This window comes from Sphingomonas sp., from assembly GCF_035910975.1.
In the GTDB taxonomy this organism is placed as follows: domain Bacteria; phylum Pseudomonadota; class Alphaproteobacteria; order Sphingomonadales; family Sphingomonadaceae; genus Sphingomonas.
The window spans coordinates 1-16,338 of sequence record NZ_JAMHWM010000005.1 but is presented as its reverse complement, the minus strand read 5'-3'; the positions used below and the strand labels follow the sequence as shown (position 1 = coordinate 16,338).

Genomic DNA, 16,338 nt, shown 5'->3' with positions numbered 1-16,338 from the left:
CCAGCGGCAATCTGCGCGCCATGGCCACCGCCGTCGACAATCCCGACAAGCCGTCGAAGACCCGTGCCGACACGGGCCGCCAGGTCGTCGCCCGGCTGGAGGCGAACCCCGGCGTCACCCAGGTGAAGGTGGCGAACGCGCAGGTCTATTATCACCTGGATTTCCTCACCGACGCCGAATGCGCGAGCCTGATCGCGCTGATCGACCGGCACCGCCGCCCCTCGACCCTGCTGTCCGAAACCGGCGACCCCCAGTTCCGTACCAGCGAAAGCTGCGACATGGATCGCTTCTCGCCGCTGGTACAACCGATCGACGAACGGATCGCCGGCCTGCTCGGCATCGATCCCCCCTATGGCGAGACGATGCAGGGCCAGCGCTATGCCCCCGGGCAGCAGTTCCGCGCGCACCATGACTATTTCCACGAGGACCAGCCCTATTGGCCGCGCATGAAGGCCGAAGGCGGGCAGCGCACGTGGACGGCGATGCTCTATCTGAACGCGGTGGACGAGGGCGGCGCGACCTGGTTCCCACAGGCCGGCATCCGCATCCCGCCGCGCAAGCGCATGCTGCTCGCGTGGAACAACATGCAGCCCGACGGCCAGCCCAACCCCTTCACCCTGCACGAAGGCGTGGCGGTGACGAAGGGCACGAAATATGTCGTCACCAAATGGTTTCGCGAACAGCCCTGGTTCCGGTGAGGCGCGCGTGACCGACAACGTTCTGGGAATCGATCGCTCGATCCTGGGCCAGCCGTGGCGCTGGCGCGGTACCAGCGCCGCCGCGCGCGGCGGCATGGCGCCCGACGATCTGGTGACGCAGTTGCTGCTCGCGCGCGGATGCCCGCGCGACGCGCTCGACGCCTATCGCAGCCCGAGCATCCGCGCCTTCCTGCCCGACCCGTCGATCTTCCGCGACATGGATCGCGCCGCCGAGCGGCTGGCCGACGCGGTGCAGACAGGCGAGGCCGTCGCGGTGTTCGGCGATTACGATGTCGACGGTGCGACCTCCGCCGCGCTGATGATCCGCCTGCTGGGGATGCTCGGATTGCCGGCGCGCGCCTATATCCCCGATCGGCTGATGGAAGGATATGGCCCGTCGGGCGCCGCGCTGGTGCGACTGGGGGCGGAAGGGGCGTCGCTGATCGTCACCGTCGATTGCGGGGCGCAGGCGTTCGAGGCGCTGCAACAGGCGAAGGACGCCGGCATCGACGTGATCGTCGTCGATCACCACAAATGCGCCGCCGCGCTGCCTGTCGCCCACGCGCTGGTTAATCCCAACCGGCTCGACGAGGGTGAAGGCGCGGCGCACGGCCATCTCGCCGCGGTGGGCGTCGCCTTCGTTCTCGGCGCGGCGCTGCTCCGCACGTTGCGCGGACGGGGTTTCTTCGCCGCCCGCGCCGAGCCCCGGCTGCTCGACCTGCTCGATCTCGTCGCGCTCGGCACCGTCGCCGACGTCGCGCAGCTCCGGGGCCTCAATCGTGCCTTCGTCGCGCAGGGGCTGAAGGTGATGGCCGGGCGGCGCAATGTCGGTCTCGACGCGCTGATCGCCGCATCGCGCCTTACCCGCGCGCCGACGTGCAGCGACCTGGGCTTCGCCCTCGGCCCGCGCATCAACGCCGGCGGCCGGGTCGGCAAGTCCGATCTCGGCGTCCGCCTGCTCACCACCGACGACCCGGACGAGGCTCGCGCGATCGCCGAGGAACTCGACCGTCTGAACGAGGAACGCCGCGCGATCGAACAGGGCGTCCAGGCCGATGCCGAGGCGATGACCCCTGCCGGTGCGGTGGCGGTCGTCGCGGGCGCGGGCTGGCATCCCGGCGTGATCGGGATCGTCGCCGGGCGGCTCAAGGAACGGCTCGGCCGCCCGGCGATCGTCATCGCGCTCGATGAAGCGGGCGTCGGCAAGGGGTCGGGCCGCTCGATCCCCGGCGTCGATCTCGGCGCGGCGGTGCTGGTGGCGAAGGACATGGGACTGCTGGCGGCGGGCGGCGGCCATGCGATGGCGGCGGGCCTGACGATCGCAGCCGACCGCATCGCGGAATTCACCGCCTTTCTGAACGAGAGGCTGGCCGACGCGGTCGAACGCGCCGCCGACGGCCGCGCGCTGCTGCTCGACGCGGTGCTCGCGCCTGGCGGCGTCTCGCCCGGGCTGGTCGATGCGCTGGAGGCGGGTGGCCCCTATGGCATGGGCTGGCCCGCGCCGCGCGTCGCCGCCGGTCCGGTCCGCGTGGTGAAGGCGGACGTCGTCGGCAACGGCCATGTCCGCGCGATCGTCGCCGGCGACGACGGTCGCAGCCTGAAGGCGATGGCCTTTCGCGCCGCCGAGGCGCCGCTCGGCGCAGCACTGCTCGGCGCGCCCGCGCACCGTCGCCTGTGGATCGCCGGGCGCGCCAGGATCGACGACTGGGGCAGCCGCCCGGCCGCCGAACTCCATATCGACGACGCCGCCTGGGTCGCCTGATCGCGCTTGACCCCCGGCGCAACCCCGCCTAACCACGCCCCCGCCCATGGCAACATGGCCCCTTCGTCTAGCGGTTAGGACGCGGCCCTTTCACGGCTGAAACACGGGTTCGATTCCCGTAGGGGTCACCATCCTCCCGCTAACATGCGGAGATCGGCAGAAATCCAGCAAAATCAACGCTTCGTTAGGCGCCCACTGCTACAAAAGGGTGCTACAAATGGGGCGTCGGATGTCGCATTCGGTCAAGCGGAAAAAAACCAAGATCGAACAGTTTCGTATGGCCGTGCCAGCCGATCTGCGCGGTATCGTCGGTAAGCGCGAATGGACACATTCGCTTAAGACGATTGATCGCGACGCCGCCGACGAAGAGCGCGGCCGTCTAATCACTCAATACAAGTCTGAAATCCGCCGCCTGCGTGGCCAGCTCGCACGTCAAAGCCTCGATCAGGCGGCGGGGCTAGTGGACATCGCGCTCGACCGCTTGGCCAAGATCCGCGGCTCGAAGGATTCCGCGATCGCCCAGCAATTGACGCTGCTGGCGTCGCACGTTTGCGATTCGTGGGCGCCGATGCCGGTCGATCGCAGCCAGTCTTACGGCGACATGATCGTCTATGAGCCGCTGGTCGAAGTCGAGCCGGTGCCGTCGATCGACACCGACGTCGAGCGCGAGGTTTTTAAGCTGCGCGCCGAGATCTTCGAGGGGCGCGGTATCGCCGATGGTGTCGTATATCGCGAGCTGGCGACAATCCTGCTGCGACGGCGCGTGTTCCGCCCGATTGCATTCGCGGTGAGCTATTTGCGCTCGATCGAACCTAGGCTCAACCTGAACGACGACGAGACCTACGATGCGATCGTCGAGCGCTACCTGACCCAGCTCGTCAACCACGCGTTCGAATCCTGGCCCGCGCATATCGACAAAGTGGTGACGCCGATGGTCGTCCCGGTGCCAGCTACACCCGTCGCCGCCGCGCCCGTGGCGCAGCCGCAATCAACGCCTCAATTCGACGATTCCGCCGGCTTCACGCTGCTGGACGCCTTCGAACATTGGAAACGCGGCAAGCGGATCACGGGGAAGAACAAGACCGCTGATGAATGGTTGAAAGCCGCCGTCCGCTTCCATGGACTAATCGGCCTCAGCGACACCCGGCTTATCACCAGCAAGATGGTCAAGACCTTCGGTGAGCAGGTCGCCGAACTGCCCGCTAATCCCAAGAGGGACGTCGCCGTTCTTTCGCATCACGATCAGATCGAGGTGGCGAAGCGCGATGGCTTGCCGACACTCGCCGAACCGACGGTCGGCAAGCAGGTCGCTGCGATCCGTTCCCTGCTTTCGATGGCGGTCCATCAGGAATGGATCACGATAAATCCTGCCGCCGGCATCTCCATCGAGGGCGCGCGCTGGGACGGCGACGAGCGCGACCACTTCTCCGACGACGACATGCGGCGGATCTACTCATCGCCATTAATGACCGATCCGGATGCTTGCGGCGACACGACGTTCTGGCTGCTGTTTCTCGCGCCGTTCCACGGGACGCGTCCGGGCGAGCATTGCAAACTGAAGCCACGCGAGATCGTCGAGGATGATGGCGATTGGGTCATGCGAATCCGCGCAGACAAGCGCACCCGCAGTGTCGGTAAACCTGCGGGCGGTAGCCAGCCTCGTAAGCAGAAAACCCGATCGTCAATCCGCGACATTCCGATCCACTGGATCGTGATCGAAGGCGGCTTCCTCGATTTCGCACGGCTGCAGGCCGATCGCGGCGCGGAATGGCTGTTCGATGATTTGGTGCCGGACGTTTACGGCGATCGCTACAAAGAGCAGTCACGTATCATTAATAAGGCGCTGCGTGCCGTCGGCATTACCGATACCGACAAGGCCTTTTACTCGACGCGCCATACTATGAAGCGCGAAGGTCGGCGGCAGCGCATCGCGACCGCGAATCTCAACCAGCTGGCCGGCCATGCCGCCAGCAACGTCGGCGACAAGTACGGCCAGGGTGCGCCGACCGACATCCTGAAGGGTGACATCGACCGGCTGGAGTTTCGCAGCGTCGAATGGGACGCCGTCGTTGATTGCGCGCGTGCCCGTCTCGCTCGCCTTCGACAGCGGGAAGGGATTGTCGCGTGAAGACTGCGCAGGCGCAGAGGGAGCTGCCGGATGCAGCTGACGGGGATGACCACGTTCATGCGACTGCGCGACGCATCGTTCTGCGGGATGGCATTGGGGCGCTGACACCCAAAGCTGTCGCGGCCGAGGCAGGTATCGCGTTAGCAGCGGTGGGTCGTTTCGATGCGCTCACCGACCACCTCATCGACTACGTCTTCGCGGCACTTCTCGCGGTACATACTGAGATGTGCGCCCAAACCGGCCCCAATCGCTGGCAGACATATCGATTGATCGAGGATCTGCTTGTTGGCGAGCCTGAACTGGCCACGCTGACCCTGATAGTCTGCACGCTCGGTATCCCAGCAGGCCCTTCGGCGAACGACAGCGCGCGACACTTTCGTCGTATTCGTGGAGCGGCGGTGCGCGCTTTGACCGAAGACGCGACCGAAGGGCGCGGCCGTTCGATGCAGAAGGCAGCCGCGGAAGAGTATGCCGAAGCTGTAATAGAGGATTTCATCGAAATCGCGGCCCGAACCTGGCATTTGCATTCTAAGAGCCTGCCGTCGTTCGCAACTGGCGCATCGACAGCGAAGAGTCTCGCCGATGCACCAGCCGATCCGTCAGCTGCGTGCGAACGAAGTGAACCCGCTAGAGGTCAGATTCTGACCGAGCTACGCCACGCAAGACGCGGCGTCGGCTGGTCGCAGAAAGTGCTGGCCAGTCGTATCGGTGTATCACCGCAAACGATCAAGCGCCTGGAACGGGGCGTCGGGTCGGTCACCACGCTCATCGCGGCGATGGAAGCACTGGACTTCAGCCTTACCGGTCTCAAGGACGGAGATACGCTCGCAGACCAATTGACTCAATCGCGCGGCAAACGCTCCAAGACGGAGATTGGCGCAAAATCTGGCCTGTCTGCGGCGACAGTCGCGGCCCTGGAGCGCGGGAGCGGTACCGTGCGGAGCCTGCTGAGCGTGCTGGCCGTGTTAGCCCCTCACGCCCGCCGCCGGGCACCGGAGCGCGTCTATTGGGGACGGGGAAAAAAGAGCGACCGGGACAGTCATTTCACTCCGGAGGAGTTCATGGCGCCCATCTACGCCGCGTTCGGTGAAGTTGATCTCGATCCGTGCGGTCACTTGCTCAGCCCGGTTAAAGCCAAGCGTCGGATTTTGCGAAGCGAAGGTGGTGACGGTCTTGCTGAAGATTGGTCGGGCGATCTCGTCTTCATGAACCCTCCTTTTTCCCAGCAGCTCCGCTGGCTCCGCCGTGCCCACAATCAATGGCGAACCGGAAACGTCAAAACGGCGATTTGCCTCGTTCCCGTTAGAACCGATGCGGACTGGTTCCACGACACGCTATTCGAAGAATCTGACATTTTCCTGATACGTGGACGGGTCGCATTCCTGAAACTCGACGCCCAGACGCAGACCAGCCCATTCTCGCTGATGATCGTTGCGTTTGGCGCCAGCGACGAGCAGAAGCAACGATACGCTCGATTGGCGAGAGGAGTTTGGATAGCCGGCAAAACCTTTCGGGCGGACCAGCAGGGACAGAGATGATTTGTCGCGTTGCTGCCCAGACCTTCGGACCGCGAAAGCCCGTGGTCTCGATTTGCGGAAATCCGATAATAACGCCGCCCCGCAAGGCCGTGACTGGGCCGATTGCAGCCTGGCAGCTTTTGACCGGAATGTGGTGTGAAGACCCGTTCACGGCCGGATTTGCGGCCTGCAGCTGATCGCAGCGATGCAGATAGTGATCGTAAGCGCATTGCAATCGTGAGATGGTGTAGTACTATGATAATACAGTGGTCGTAAGGGGCTTGGTTGTGTCTGGTGCATTACGGTGTTTGCTGCGTATCTCGCTGTTTGCACTGGTAGCGGGCGGTAGCGTTGTCGCCACGCTCGCTCCTGCGCAGGACAGGCCGGACGTCGATCCAGTCGACAGGCTGTTCGAGCGCTGGGATCGTGTCGACACGCCAGGGATGACGATCGCCATCCTGCGCGATGGAAAAGCGGCCGACACGCGTAGCTACGGCATGGCGAGTATCGAGCACTCGATTCCAAACGCACCTCAGACAGCTTACCCGCTGGCGTCCGTATCCAAACAGTTCACCGCTTTCGCCATCCACCTTCTGGTCGGAGATGGGAAGCTTTCGCTGACCGACGACGTCCGGAAATACGTGCCCGAACTGCCCGATCATGGAGATCCAATCACGCTTGAGATGCTGATCCACCACACCAGCGGTTTGCGCGAGACGTCGGGCCTGTTGGATCTACAGGGATATGGGCCACAGGATGCGGTGTCGCGGCAGCAAGCGCTCGATCTTTTGTGGCGCCAGCGGACGCTCAATGCGCGACCTGGTTCGGAGTATCTTTACAGCAATTCTGGATACCTCCTTCTGGGCCTCGTCATAGAGCGCGTGTCCGGCATGTCGCTAGGCGACTTCTGGCAGCGCCGTATCTTCGAACCTTTCGACATGGCCCGGACCCGTGCCTCTGCAGCGCCGACCCCGATCGTCCTGCGTCGCGCATCCGGTTACGGCCGAGTGGAAGATCGCTACACCCCGCGCGAGACGCCGGATGTCATGCTCGGCCCGTCCGGTATTATCTCCACCGTCGGCGATATGGCCAAGTGGATGGCCGTGTTGGACAGTTCCCGTGCGGGTAGCCATCAAGCGGCGATCGCCGCCATGATGAAAACCGGGACGCTCAGCGACGGCACGCCGATCACATACGCGTCGGGACTGCATCGGGAGCATTATCGCGGCCTTCCCTTTATCGAGCACAGCGGCCGCAACTGGGGCTACAAGGCCGATGTCCTGCACTTTCCAACCAAGCGTCTCACCATCATCATTCTGGCTAACGCGGACGACAGTGATCCGCCATCGTTAGCCTTCAAAGTCGCGGACATCGTCCTCAAAGGCAATTTCCCTATTCCTCAGCCCAAGCCGCCGAGGATTGCCATGCCGGTCGACCTCATTGATCGCTACGTTGGAACATATGCCGTCGCCACGGGCACCACCCTCCAGGCACCGGGTCGGCGATACATCTTCCGGCGCGAGGATTTCATCGGCGCTACGGCGCAACTTGCGGCGTTCTCCGCCACGGGCTTCTTTTCTCCCCGCAGTGATTTCCGCGCGGAGTTCATGCCAGCATCCGAGGGAGGAGCCTCGCAGCGCGTCGTTATCCGCACCGACAACGGCGATGATTTCGTGGCGCGCCGGGTAGCGGAGTCAGCTCCAGAACAGCCGCCAGACCTTTATGACCTGGGTGCATTAGTCGGCGACTACTGGTCGTCGGAACTCGGCGTCATTTATCAAGTCAAGCAGCGGGAGGGTAAGCTGTGGCTGCGCTATCCGCGCGGGGAATATGAATTGCGCGCGCATGCACGCAACGTATTCCTGTGGCGGCAGGATGGCCACTCGATCCGGTTTGTGCGTGCCGCGAATGGCGCATGCGGCTTTTTCCTCTCCCTAGCGAACCAGCGGGTGCGCGACCTGCGCTTTTCGAAAGTTGCCTTGCGGTCGGAAGACCCTGATCCGTGTAGAATTGGCAGCGGCGCTTGATCGGCCGACTACCCGGTGTGCGGCGTCCGCTTCACTGGTTCCCGAACATGAAATCGCCTCTCAACGATGTCCTAAGCTGGGCCGACTGCGGACTGACCGCTTTCGTTTCGAGCGTCCCGGTAGTCAGTCGGTCACTGACTGACGGGAAAGAACAGCGGTGCGCGGGCATGGTCGTCGCCGAACGATAACGGCAAGCGATTTAGCGCCGCAACAACCGCATATGTCGCGGCCATCTATTGATCGATGATGCCAAGGCGGTTGGCGCGAGCAATGATCCCGGCCTGCGTTCGGCGAAAATCGACGGCGAATTGTGGTATTGACGTGCGTGCCCATTCATTTCTGAGACGTTCGTCCTCAGCAGGCGACCATCTGCGATGTCCCGCGGCAACGTCCGGTTCATTTTCTCCCGGCTTGATGCTGTCAGTCATACGGTGCCACTCGACAAAAAATGGGCGGGGTTATTCGGCTCCTAGCTTCAGCGCAGTCGCGGCAGCTCGAACGTCTGTAGTGTGGTGTCCTCGCCGTACTCAGCCTTCGCCAGCGCGGCGTAGCGCGTGAGATTTCCGCGCACGAATTCCATCGCTTCGGCCCGGCTCAACGGACGGCCGGCGTCCGTTTCGATCAATGACCGATCGATGAAAATGAAACGGCGTCTGCCGCCCCATTCAGTTGTGAAGCGAATCTCGCCGTCAACGGAATCGACTGTCTGCATTTGCCAGCGGTACGCAATTGTTGCTGCGCGATCAGTAACTTGCATTACCGAATGTCTATTATGTGGGCCAGAGACACCGCCAGCAGAATTTGCGGCGGACGTGTTCGTCCTTCGCGCTGATGTATGTGAGCGACCAGAGCCGTCTTGCACTTGTAGGTCTTCGATCGGTTGGCGCCGCAAGGGCTTCGACGAGCCGAGGAGACTGTCTTGCCGCGCTATTATTTCGACCTTTCCGACCATGAGCAGTCGACCGACCGTACAGGCGTCGAATTTCGCGACGCGGACATGGCGCGCAAGCACGCGGTCGTCTTCGCCGGTGAATATCTGCGCGACCATCCCGAGCTGATCTGGGACGGAAAGGAGATCAGGGTCATCGTCCGGAACGAGGACGATCTGGTCGTCTTCACAGTCATCACCCTGTCGGTGGATTGCCTGTAGCGATCAATGGATGACCGGCGCCGCTCCGTCAGGTCATCGACGGGGCGTGTCGGGGTCGGTCATCCGGATAATCGTGTGACAGTTTGACGTGAAGATACGTTGGGTCGAAACCGCTGAACTGCTGAAGCGCGGGCACATCGAGGACCACCAATTCGCGACGGCCGATTTCGATAAGGCCCTGCTTGCGCAGCTCCTGCAGCATCCGGTTGACGTGAACCGGGGTCAGGCCGGTCGCGTCCGCCAGGTCCTCCTGCGTCAGCGGCAGGTCGAGCCGGCCGTCATCGGCCAGGCCGACGAGCTTGGCGCGCAGGTGAAGCTCGCAGAACAGATGGCCGAGCGAATGCACTGCGGTTCGCCGTGCCGCGCTGACCACCCATTCGCGCAGGATCGCCTCATCGACGAGCGTCGAGCGCCAAAATGCGCGCGCCAGCGTCGCCGATACGCGCGTGACCTGGTCGATATCCTGATTGGCGATATAGCCAACCTTACAGTCCGTAAGCGCCAGGATGCCGTGATCCATCGCGTCGAGGATGGTCACATGCAGGTCGCAGAAATCGCCCGGCATGAAGAAGGCGGTGATGCTGCGCGCGCCGTCTTCCAGCACCTTGTAGCGTGCGGCCCACCCGTCGATGACGACGTGAACGAAATCCGGATCGTCACCTTCCGAAATGATGTCCCGTCGGCGCGCGATCGTCCTGACGTCGGCGCAGAGCGCACGGACCATTTCGCGTTCGCTTTCGCTGAGCCGTTCAACAACCTCGAGCTTGCGGATCAGTTGTTGGCTCAAACGTCGCCTCCCGTCACGATCGCGGTATCGACTTCATAGGCGCCGCGAATTCACTTTGGTTAGTCGGACAGCAATCCCGCCGATCCAGGTTAGTAGCGGGCGTCACACGATCCGGAGCTTCGGCCGGGCCAGCGGCTCGCGCAGCCGCGCTTCGTAATGGGCGGCGAATTCCAGATGAACCCTGCGCAGGGCGGCGTCGGTGCTCTGCTCCGCCCGATCGCGCTCCTGTCGGGCACGGAACATGAAATATTCGATGTCGTCATGCTGCATGGCGGCTTCCTCCTGTGCCGCACTACTTGCGACACAGGCTGCGATCCGAAAACTAAGTAGATTATTCCACCGCTTAGTTTCGGTGGCGGCGGTCGGTTCGTTACCGGAATTCGCCCTAATCCAAGTTACACACGACCCCAATCGGCGGATCGCACGGTCGCACCCGTGCGTTCAGCAAGTGGGACTCGGACGGCGATGGATGACCGAAAACTCGCGGGCTGCCGCCCGACGCAGATGGATATCCCGCCGGATTGCCTCGCAAGATGATCAGACCGGGCTGCGCCGAGGATGAAGGAGAATGATCATGCCGCGCGGAGACAAGTCCAGCTATACCGACAAGCAGAAGCGCAAGGCAGAGCACATCGAAGAGGGCTATGAGAAGCGCGGAACGCCGAAGAAGGAGGCGGAGAGCCGCGCCTGGGCGACCGTGAACAAGGAATCGGGCGGTGGCAACAAATCCGGCTCCGGTCACGGCAAATCCGATACGCACGTGTCGTCGTCGCGCGGCGGCCGCGCGCATAAGTCCGGTTCGGCGGAACAGCGGTCGGCGGCGGCGCGTAAGGGCTGGGACACCCGGCGCCGCAACGGCAACGCGTAGAGGGTATCGGTCGGGATCAGTCCGCCGCCGAAACCTTGACGGGCATCCGTCCCAGCCGGTCAGCGAGCCGGTCGCTATGCAATAGCTGCACCTGCCCCTGCTGCCAGCGTAGATCGCCCTGCCGCCGCAATTCCTGCAGCATCCGGTTCACGTGGACCGAGGTAAGGCCGAGCGCGTCGGCGAGAGTTTCTTGAGTAACCGGCAACGCGTAGGTGTCGCCGTTCGTCAGCCCCGCCAGATCGAGCCGCTCGCGCAGTTCGAGAAACAGATCGGCGATACGTTCCTGCGCGCTCATCCGGCCAAGGCGCGTGATGTGCGCCAGTAGATACGCCTCCTCAACCGCACCGCTGATCGCATAGGCCTCGGCCAGCGTGGGGAAGTGTGCACCGGGCGGCGGCGTGCAGATCGTGGTATCGGTCAGCGTCACGACCGACGATGACGCGATCGGTCGGGGTTGACGGCATTCGCCGATCAGGTCGCCGGGCAGCACGAAGCTCATGAACTGACGGCGCCCGTCCGGCAGGATCCGCGCCCGCGCCGCCCATCCCTGGACCAGCAGCATCGGTCGCGCGATCTCCGCGCCCTCTCGGATCAGTTCGCGCTGGGCCGAAATGGCGCGCTGCTCCGCGATCGCTGCGGCAAGCGCGTCACGCGCCGTTGGGTCCAGCCGGGTCAGCGCCGACAGCCGTCGCAGCGGCGCACTGTCGCCGACGATCCGGACCGCTGGCCGCGTCATGCGGCAACCCCGTCGATCAGCTTCGCGATCTCGGCGATCACATTCTGCACCGGCAGCGGCTTGGTCACGCGCGGCACGGCCCGATAGGCGTCGGGCAAGGCCCAGTCGTCGTAGCCGGTCAGGAACAGGAAGGGCACGCCCGCCTCGCTGAGCCGGTCGGCGATCGGATACGAACGGTCCCCCGCCAGATTGACGTCGAGCACGGCCGCATCGAGCGCTCCTTCGGCGGCTAGCGCCACGCCCTTAGCCAAGTCCCCCGCCGGTCCGACCACGATCGCATCGGCCGCGGTCAGCGCCCGCTTCAGGTCGGAGGCGATGAAATATTCGTCCTCGATCACCAGCACGCGTTTCCCGGAAAGAACATGATCCGTCGGCACTTCGCTTCCTAGACAGCCGCCGCGGACGCGTCCCTTTCGGGCAGCGGCAAGGAGATGGTGCAGCATACTCCGCCGCCCCGGAATTCCAGCTTTGTCTCGGCCCCTAGCCGATACGGCAATGCTTCCTCGATCAGCTCCCGGCCAAACCCCTCGCGCGAGGGTTTCAGCGGGACCGCGGGCACGCCCTGTTCCGTCCACGTAAGGACCAGTCGGTCTTCGATACCATAATCTGAATTAATTTTCCAAGAAATCAGGAGTTTCCCGGCGTCCTGGCGCAGCGCGCCGTATTTGAGCGCGTTGGTGGTGAGCTCGTGGAGCGCCAGCCCGATCGCTTCCGCCTCCTTCGACGGCAGGGCGACGTCGGGCCCCTCGATCGCCAGCTTCGGCCCGTCGCTGACCCCAACGCTCAGCAGTTCGTCGCGGATCATGTTCTCCAGGTCGACCAGCCCGGTCGCGCTTTGCGTGACCACCACCTGCGTGCGCGCCAGCGCGTCGAGCCGGCCCTTGAAATGGTCGCCGACCTGCTCGACGTCGCCGCCCGCTTCGACCGTGCGGCCGAACACCGAACGCACTACGGTCAGGATGTTGCGGACGCGGTGCTGGAGCTCGGCGACGAGCAGCTGCTGCCGCTCCTGCAATAGCCGCAGGTCGTCGACGTCGGTGGAGGTGCCGAGCCACTCGACGATCCGGCCCGCATCGTCGCGCACCGGCGTGGCGCGGGTCTGAAACCAGCGGAAACGATGCTCGGGCGCGTGGCAGATGCGGTAATCGGCGTGGAATTCGCCGCGCTCGACCGCCCCCTCCCAGACCGCCTTGACCCGTTCGCGGTCGTCGGGGTGGACCGGATCGAGCCAGCCGAAGTCGTGGCTTTTGGCGTCCGGCTGGCCGGTGAATTCGGTCCATTGCGGGCTCGCCCAGGTCCAATGCCCCCCGTCGACCGCCCGCCACACCAGCTGCGGCACCCCCTCCACCAACGCGCGCGAGAAGCGTTCGCTGGCCCGGAGCGCCTGTTCGGTCCGCTTGAGGTCGGTCACATCCTGGGCGATGCCGCCGACGCGCCTGACCACGCCGTCCTGTTCGATCGGGAACCCGGTATCGCGGATCCAGCGCACCGCGCCGTCGGGCCGGACGATCCGGTAATCGGCCACATAGGGCTCGCCCGCCAGCACCCGCGGCATCGCCCGGGCCGCCCGCGCGCGGTCGTCGGGATGGACCAGCGCGCGCCAGCGATCGAGGTCGGCCATCACCGCGTCGCGCTGTTCGCCCCAGATGCGTTCGAACGCGGGGCTCAGATATTCGAGTCGCATCGTTTCGGCATCGAGGATCCACAGCGCGTCGGAGCTGTTTTCGCCGAACTCGCGGAACCGTTCCTCGCTCTCGCGCAGCGCCGCTTCGGCGCGGGCGCGCTCGACGGCGGCCCAGGTCCGCTCCGCGATTTCCTCGAGGAGAGACCTTTCTTCCTCGGTCCAAGCGCGACGCCGAGTGCTGTGGACGGCGAAGACAGCCTCCAGCCGTCCTTGCTTGAGGAGGGGAACCATCAGGAAGGCCGCGAGCTGGACCGCCGCGTATGTCGCTTTGTCCGACCCAGTCAGTCTCCCGTCCGACATGATGTCGTCAGAGGCCATCGTCTCGCCCGACAACAATCCACCGGTGGCGCCGGGGAAGGCCGAGACCGGATAGCGCCCCTCGAAGCTCGGACGACCGGGTGTCGTATAACTGTGGCGGACGACGAAATAGTCCGTGCCGTTCTCACGCTCGACAGGTGCATAGTGGGCGTCCACACCCCAGCGCTCGCCGAGCAGGCGTGACGCCGTTCGCTGGATTTCCTCGGCGCTGCCGAGCGGCCGCAACGCGTCGCTGAGCCGGAGCAGAAACGCCTGCCGTTCCTCGTTTTCGCGCAGCGCCAGCTCGGTGCGCTTACCTTCGGTGACGTCCAGCCCGGTGCCGGCCATGCGGAGCGGCTGGCCGCTGTCGTCGAACGACACCCGCGCCGTGACCGTGACCCAGCGCCAGTCCTCGCCATGGCGGACCCGAATGTCCTCGCGGAGCTCGCGCGAGCCGTCGGGGCGGGTCGCGTCGGCGACCGCCTCGGCATAACGTTGCGCGTCGTCGGGATGGATCATGGTGGCGATGGCGTCACGTAGGCTCAGCGTGCCGTCGGGCGGCTGGTCGAACAACGCCAGCATGCGCGCATCCGGCTCGCCGCGATCCTCCTGCACGTGCCAGACGAACGTGCCGACCTGCGTCGCTTCCAGCGCGAGGCTGCGGCGTTCCTCGCTCTCGCGCAGCGCCACCTCGGCGCGCTTGCGGGCGTCGATGTCGAGATTCATCCCGGCCCATTTCTCGATCCTGCCCTCCCCATCGAGCACGGGGGCGGCGCGCACGTTGGTCCAGCGCCAGCCGCCATCGGGCGCGCGCAGGCGGAACTCCGCGTTGACGAGGCTGGTCGCCGCCATCGCTTCGCGCCACTGCCGCTCGGCGAAGGCGCGGTCGTCGGGGTGGATCGCGTCGAGCCAACCGTAGCCGAGCCATTCGTCCAGCGTCTGGCCGGTATAGGCGCGCCAGGTCGGGCTGTCGGCGACGACGACGCCGGCGGCATCGGTTTCCCACACCGCCTGGGTCCAGCTTTCGATCAACAGGCGGTGCCGGGTGTCGCTCTCGCGCAACGCCGCCTCGGCGCGCTTGCGCTCCGTGACGTCCTGGAAAATGACCGCCACGCGCGGGGGCCGATCATCGCTGCCGGCGCCCTCGATCCGGGAAACCTGGAAGTCGTACCAGCGGTCGAGCGGCCGAAGATACTCCTCGTGGCGCTCGGCCTCGCCGGTGCGCACCACCCGGTCGTAGATTTCCAGCCAGTATGATTCAGCGTCGGGCACGTTCTCGCTTAGCAGGACGTGGTCGTAGCTGCGCCCGCCGGTAAGCCGCGACGCAGCCGGATTGCCTTCGAGATAGAGCGCGTCCGCCGCGCGGCCCTCGGCGTCGTAGACCAGCTCGGCGATGACGAAACCATCGTCGATGGTCTCGAACAGCATGCGGTATTTATGCTCGCTCTCGCGCAGCGTCCGGCGCAGTTCCGCGTCGGCCGACGCCGCCAGCGCGTCGTCCTGGTCGAGCAGCGCCGCCGCCAGTTCGGGATGCGCGGCCATCAGCGCGGTCACGTCGGGCTCGTAGTCGAGCTCGGGATGCGTTTCGGTCCAGTAATGCGCGGTGCGGACGAAGGCGAGGAAAGCGGTGAGCAGTTCCAGCTTCCGCTCGCCCACGAAGTGCCGGACGGCGCGCCGGGCGCGCGCCGATTGCCCCGGCCGCAGGAAGATGACGGTCAGCGCATCGAACAAGTCGGCTTCGTCCTGTGTCCCGGGCAGCGGTGCGTCGCCGGCCTCTTGGCGCTCCTCCAGCCGGCGGTAGATCGCGCCCAGCGCCGCCGCGTCCGGCACCGGACGGCGCAGCAGCGCCAGCGCCTGCGCGACCGTCTCGGGCGCCGCGGCGGGATCACCGGCCGGCCGCCCTTCGCCGACCAGAAAGCCGACATGGCGGACGACGCAGTAGCGGACCTCGCAGAAGCGCGAGAGATGGACGAACAAGCGTTCCTTGAAGACCGACGGCAGCGGGCTGTCTAGATAGGCCGACTTGGCGAAGCCCCACAGCTCCTCGATCAATCCAGCGGCGGCGGGCGCGGAGCAGAAGAAGTTCGGCAGGACGCCGAAACGGTCCGCGACTTGTTGCCTGAAGGCGTCAGCGTCGCTCATCCGGCGTGCTCGATGTCGACGCCTGTTTGGCGAGCCGGAACATCAAGGCAGGCAGCGGGGGGAAGCATGGGACGAAAACGGTCGATAGTCCAAAAAGACGCGGGCCGCCCTAACCTAGGGCGGGTAACGCGTGCCTACACTCCCTCCGGCCATCGTCTCGAACTCGCCTTGCAGAACGTCCCCCAAAGCGTACGTACACGCCACCGTGCCCTCAGGGCCGCTTGCTCCGCCCCGGTCCGCGAGGTCCGGGACGGGACGAGCGCACGCTCAGGCGCCGATCTGATCGTCCTGTGGCTCGGTCTCGTCGAGCGTCAAGCCAAGCGCGTCATGGGCGGCGATGATGAGCCGCGCCTCAACCATCTTGGCGAAGTCTACCATGCGCTCGACATGCTTGCGATAGTCGGTGACCATATCAAGCATCGGCTCGAAGCCCTCTTCCTCTTCGTTCAATTTGCGCAGCGCCTCGGTCATCTCGATCCGGCTCTTGGCGGCGAGGATGATTGTGACGCGGCGGTTGACGCCGGAGCTATGGCAGGCGTCCT

Annotated in this window: 15 protein-coding genes and 1 tRNA gene; 8 read left to right on the top strand and 8 right to left on the bottom strand. The window is 65.0% G+C overall.

Features of this window, described 5'->3' with window-relative positions:
- Positions 1-20 precede the first annotated feature (20 nt).
- The 6 genes from VYI76_RS00145 to VYI76_RS00120 all read left to right on the top strand — a co-directional run bounded on the left by VYI76_RS00145 (position 21) and on the right by VYI76_RS00120 (position 8,132).
- On the top strand, positions 21-698 hold the full coding sequence (locus tag VYI76_RS00145) for a prolyl hydroxylase family protein (protein WP_326522744.1): 678 nt from the start codon (positions 21-23) through the stop codon (positions 696-698).
- Positions 699-705: 7 nt separating this feature from the next.
- On the top strand, positions 706-2,460 hold the full coding sequence (gene recJ / locus VYI76_RS00140; protein ID WP_326522743.1) for a single-stranded-DNA-specific exonuclease RecJ: 1,755 nt from the start codon (positions 706-708) through the stop codon (positions 2,458-2,460).
- Between the two features lie 56 nt (positions 2,461-2,516).
- Positions 2,517-2,591 (top strand) — tRNA-Glu (locus VYI76_RS00135).
- A gap of 98 nt (positions 2,592-2,689) precedes the next feature.
- The gene (locus tag VYI76_RS00130; protein ID WP_326522742.1) at positions 2,690-4,588 is read left to right on the top strand and encodes a DUF6538 domain-containing protein; all 1,899 of its coding nucleotides are present in this window, start codon (positions 2,690-2,692) and stop codon (positions 4,586-4,588) included.
- Positions 4,585-6,126: a DNA N-6-adenine-methyltransferase gene (locus VYI76_RS00125; RefSeq protein WP_326522741.1), complete on the top strand. Its 1,542-nt coding sequence runs from the start codon at positions 4,585-4,587 to the stop codon at positions 6,124-6,126. The genes VYI76_RS00130 and VYI76_RS00125 overlap by 4 nt, the downstream gene beginning before the upstream one ends.
- Positions 6,127-6,413: 287 nt before the next feature.
- Positions 6,414-8,132 (top strand): serine hydrolase domain-containing protein, encoded by a 1,719-nt coding sequence (locus VYI76_RS00120; RefSeq protein ID WP_326522740.1) that lies wholly within the window; start codon positions 6,414-6,416, stop codon positions 8,130-8,132.
- A 233-nt stretch (positions 8,133-8,365) separates the two neighbouring features.
- Here the strand turns inward: VYI76_RS00120 and VYI76_RS00115 are convergent, their stop codons facing one another.
- Together VYI76_RS00115 and VYI76_RS00110 are read right to left on the bottom strand one after the other, a co-directional pair.
- Complete coding sequence (locus VYI76_RS00115) at positions 8,366-8,560, bottom strand: hypothetical protein (RefSeq protein ID WP_326522739.1); 195 nt, start codon at positions 8,558-8,560, stop codon at positions 8,366-8,368.
- Positions 8,561-8,607: 47 nt separating this feature from the next.
- The gene (locus VYI76_RS00110; protein WP_326522738.1) at positions 8,608-8,889 is read right to left on the bottom strand and encodes a hypothetical protein; all 282 of its coding nucleotides are present in this window, start codon (positions 8,887-8,889) and stop codon (positions 8,608-8,610) included.
- A gap of 162 nt (positions 8,890-9,051) precedes the next feature.
- Here VYI76_RS00110 and VYI76_RS00105 point away from each other — a divergent pair, with 162 nt between their 5' ends.
- Positions 9,052-9,282 carry a DUF6894 family protein gene (locus tag VYI76_RS00105; protein WP_326522737.1) on the top strand — a complete coding sequence of 77 codons (231 nt, stop codon included), beginning with the start codon at positions 9,052-9,054 and terminating at the stop codon, positions 9,280-9,282.
- A gap of 28 nt (positions 9,283-9,310) precedes the next feature.
- Here VYI76_RS00105 and VYI76_RS00100 read toward each other — a convergent pair whose 3' ends face one another.
- Both VYI76_RS00100 and VYI76_RS00095 read right to left on the bottom strand, forming a co-directional pair.
- Positions 9,311-10,069: a Crp/Fnr family transcriptional regulator gene (locus VYI76_RS00100; RefSeq protein WP_326522736.1), complete on the bottom strand. Its 759-nt coding sequence runs from the start codon at positions 10,067-10,069 to the stop codon at positions 9,311-9,313.
- A 102-nt stretch (positions 10,070-10,171) separates the two neighbouring features.
- On the bottom strand, positions 10,172-10,339 hold the full coding sequence (locus VYI76_RS00095; protein WP_326522735.1) for a hypothetical protein: 168 nt from the start codon (positions 10,337-10,339) through the stop codon (positions 10,172-10,174).
- A gap of 304 nt (positions 10,340-10,643) precedes the next feature.
- Between VYI76_RS00095 and VYI76_RS00090 the strand changes: the two genes are divergently transcribed.
- The gene (locus VYI76_RS00090; RefSeq protein WP_326522966.1) at positions 10,644-10,937 is read left to right on the top strand and encodes a plasmid stabilization protein; all 294 of its coding nucleotides are present in this window, start codon (positions 10,644-10,646) and stop codon (positions 10,935-10,937) included.
- A gap of 16 nt (positions 10,938-10,953) precedes the next feature.
- Here the strand turns inward: VYI76_RS00090 and VYI76_RS00085 are convergent, their stop codons facing one another.
- The 4 genes from VYI76_RS00085 to VYI76_RS00070 form a co-directional block, all read right to left on the bottom strand.
- Complete coding sequence (locus VYI76_RS00085; protein ID WP_326522734.1) at positions 10,954-11,673, bottom strand: Crp/Fnr family transcriptional regulator; 720 nt, start codon at positions 11,671-11,673, stop codon at positions 10,954-10,956.
- Complete coding sequence (locus VYI76_RS00080) at positions 11,670-12,050, bottom strand: response regulator (protein WP_326522733.1); 381 nt, start codon at positions 12,048-12,050, stop codon at positions 11,670-11,672. Before VYI76_RS00080 ends, VYI76_RS00085 begins: the two co-directional genes overlap by 4 nt.
- Positions 12,051-12,058: 8 nt before the next feature.
- Positions 12,059-15,796 (bottom strand): PAS domain-containing protein, encoded by a 3,738-nt coding sequence (locus VYI76_RS00075; protein WP_326522732.1) that lies wholly within the window; start codon positions 15,794-15,796, stop codon positions 12,059-12,061.
- 267 nt (positions 15,797-16,063) lie between these two features.
- Positions 16,064-16,338 (bottom strand): hypothetical protein (locus VYI76_RS00070; RefSeq protein ID WP_326522731.1); only part of this gene is annotated, 275 nt, incomplete at its 5' end.

Excerpts from the sequence above, each read along its gene's own strand:
- VYI76_RS00145 (WP_326522744.1), top strand. The coding sequence starts at position 21 with ATGGCCACCGCCGTCGACAATCCCGACAAGCCGTCGAAGACCCGTGCC.
- VYI76_RS00090 (WP_326522966.1), top strand. The coding sequence starts at position 10,644 with ATGCCGCGCGGAGACAAGTCCAGCTATACCGACAAGCAGAAGCGCAAG.
- VYI76_RS00110 (WP_326522738.1), bottom strand. The coding sequence starts at position 8,889 with ATGCAAGTTACTGATCGCGCAGCAACAATTGCGTACCGCTGGCAAATG.
- VYI76_RS00095 (WP_326522735.1), bottom strand. The coding sequence starts at position 10,339 with ATGCAGCATGACGACATCGAATATTTCATGTTCCGTGCCCGACAGGAG.
- VYI76_RS00085 (WP_326522734.1), bottom strand. The coding sequence starts at position 11,673 with ATGACGCGGCCAGCGGTCCGGATCGTCGGCGACAGTGCGCCGCTGCGA.
- VYI76_RS00130 (WP_326522742.1), top strand. The coding sequence starts at position 2,690 with ATGTCGCATTCGGTCAAGCGGAAAAAAACCAAGATCGAACAGTTTCGT.
- VYI76_RS00075 (WP_326522732.1), bottom strand. The coding sequence starts at position 15,796 with ATGAGCGACGCTGACGCCTTCAGGCAACAAGTCGCGGACCGTTTCGGC.
- VYI76_RS00115 (WP_326522739.1), bottom strand. The coding sequence starts at position 8,560 with ATGACTGACAGCATCAAGCCGGGAGAAAATGAACCGGACGTTGCCGCG.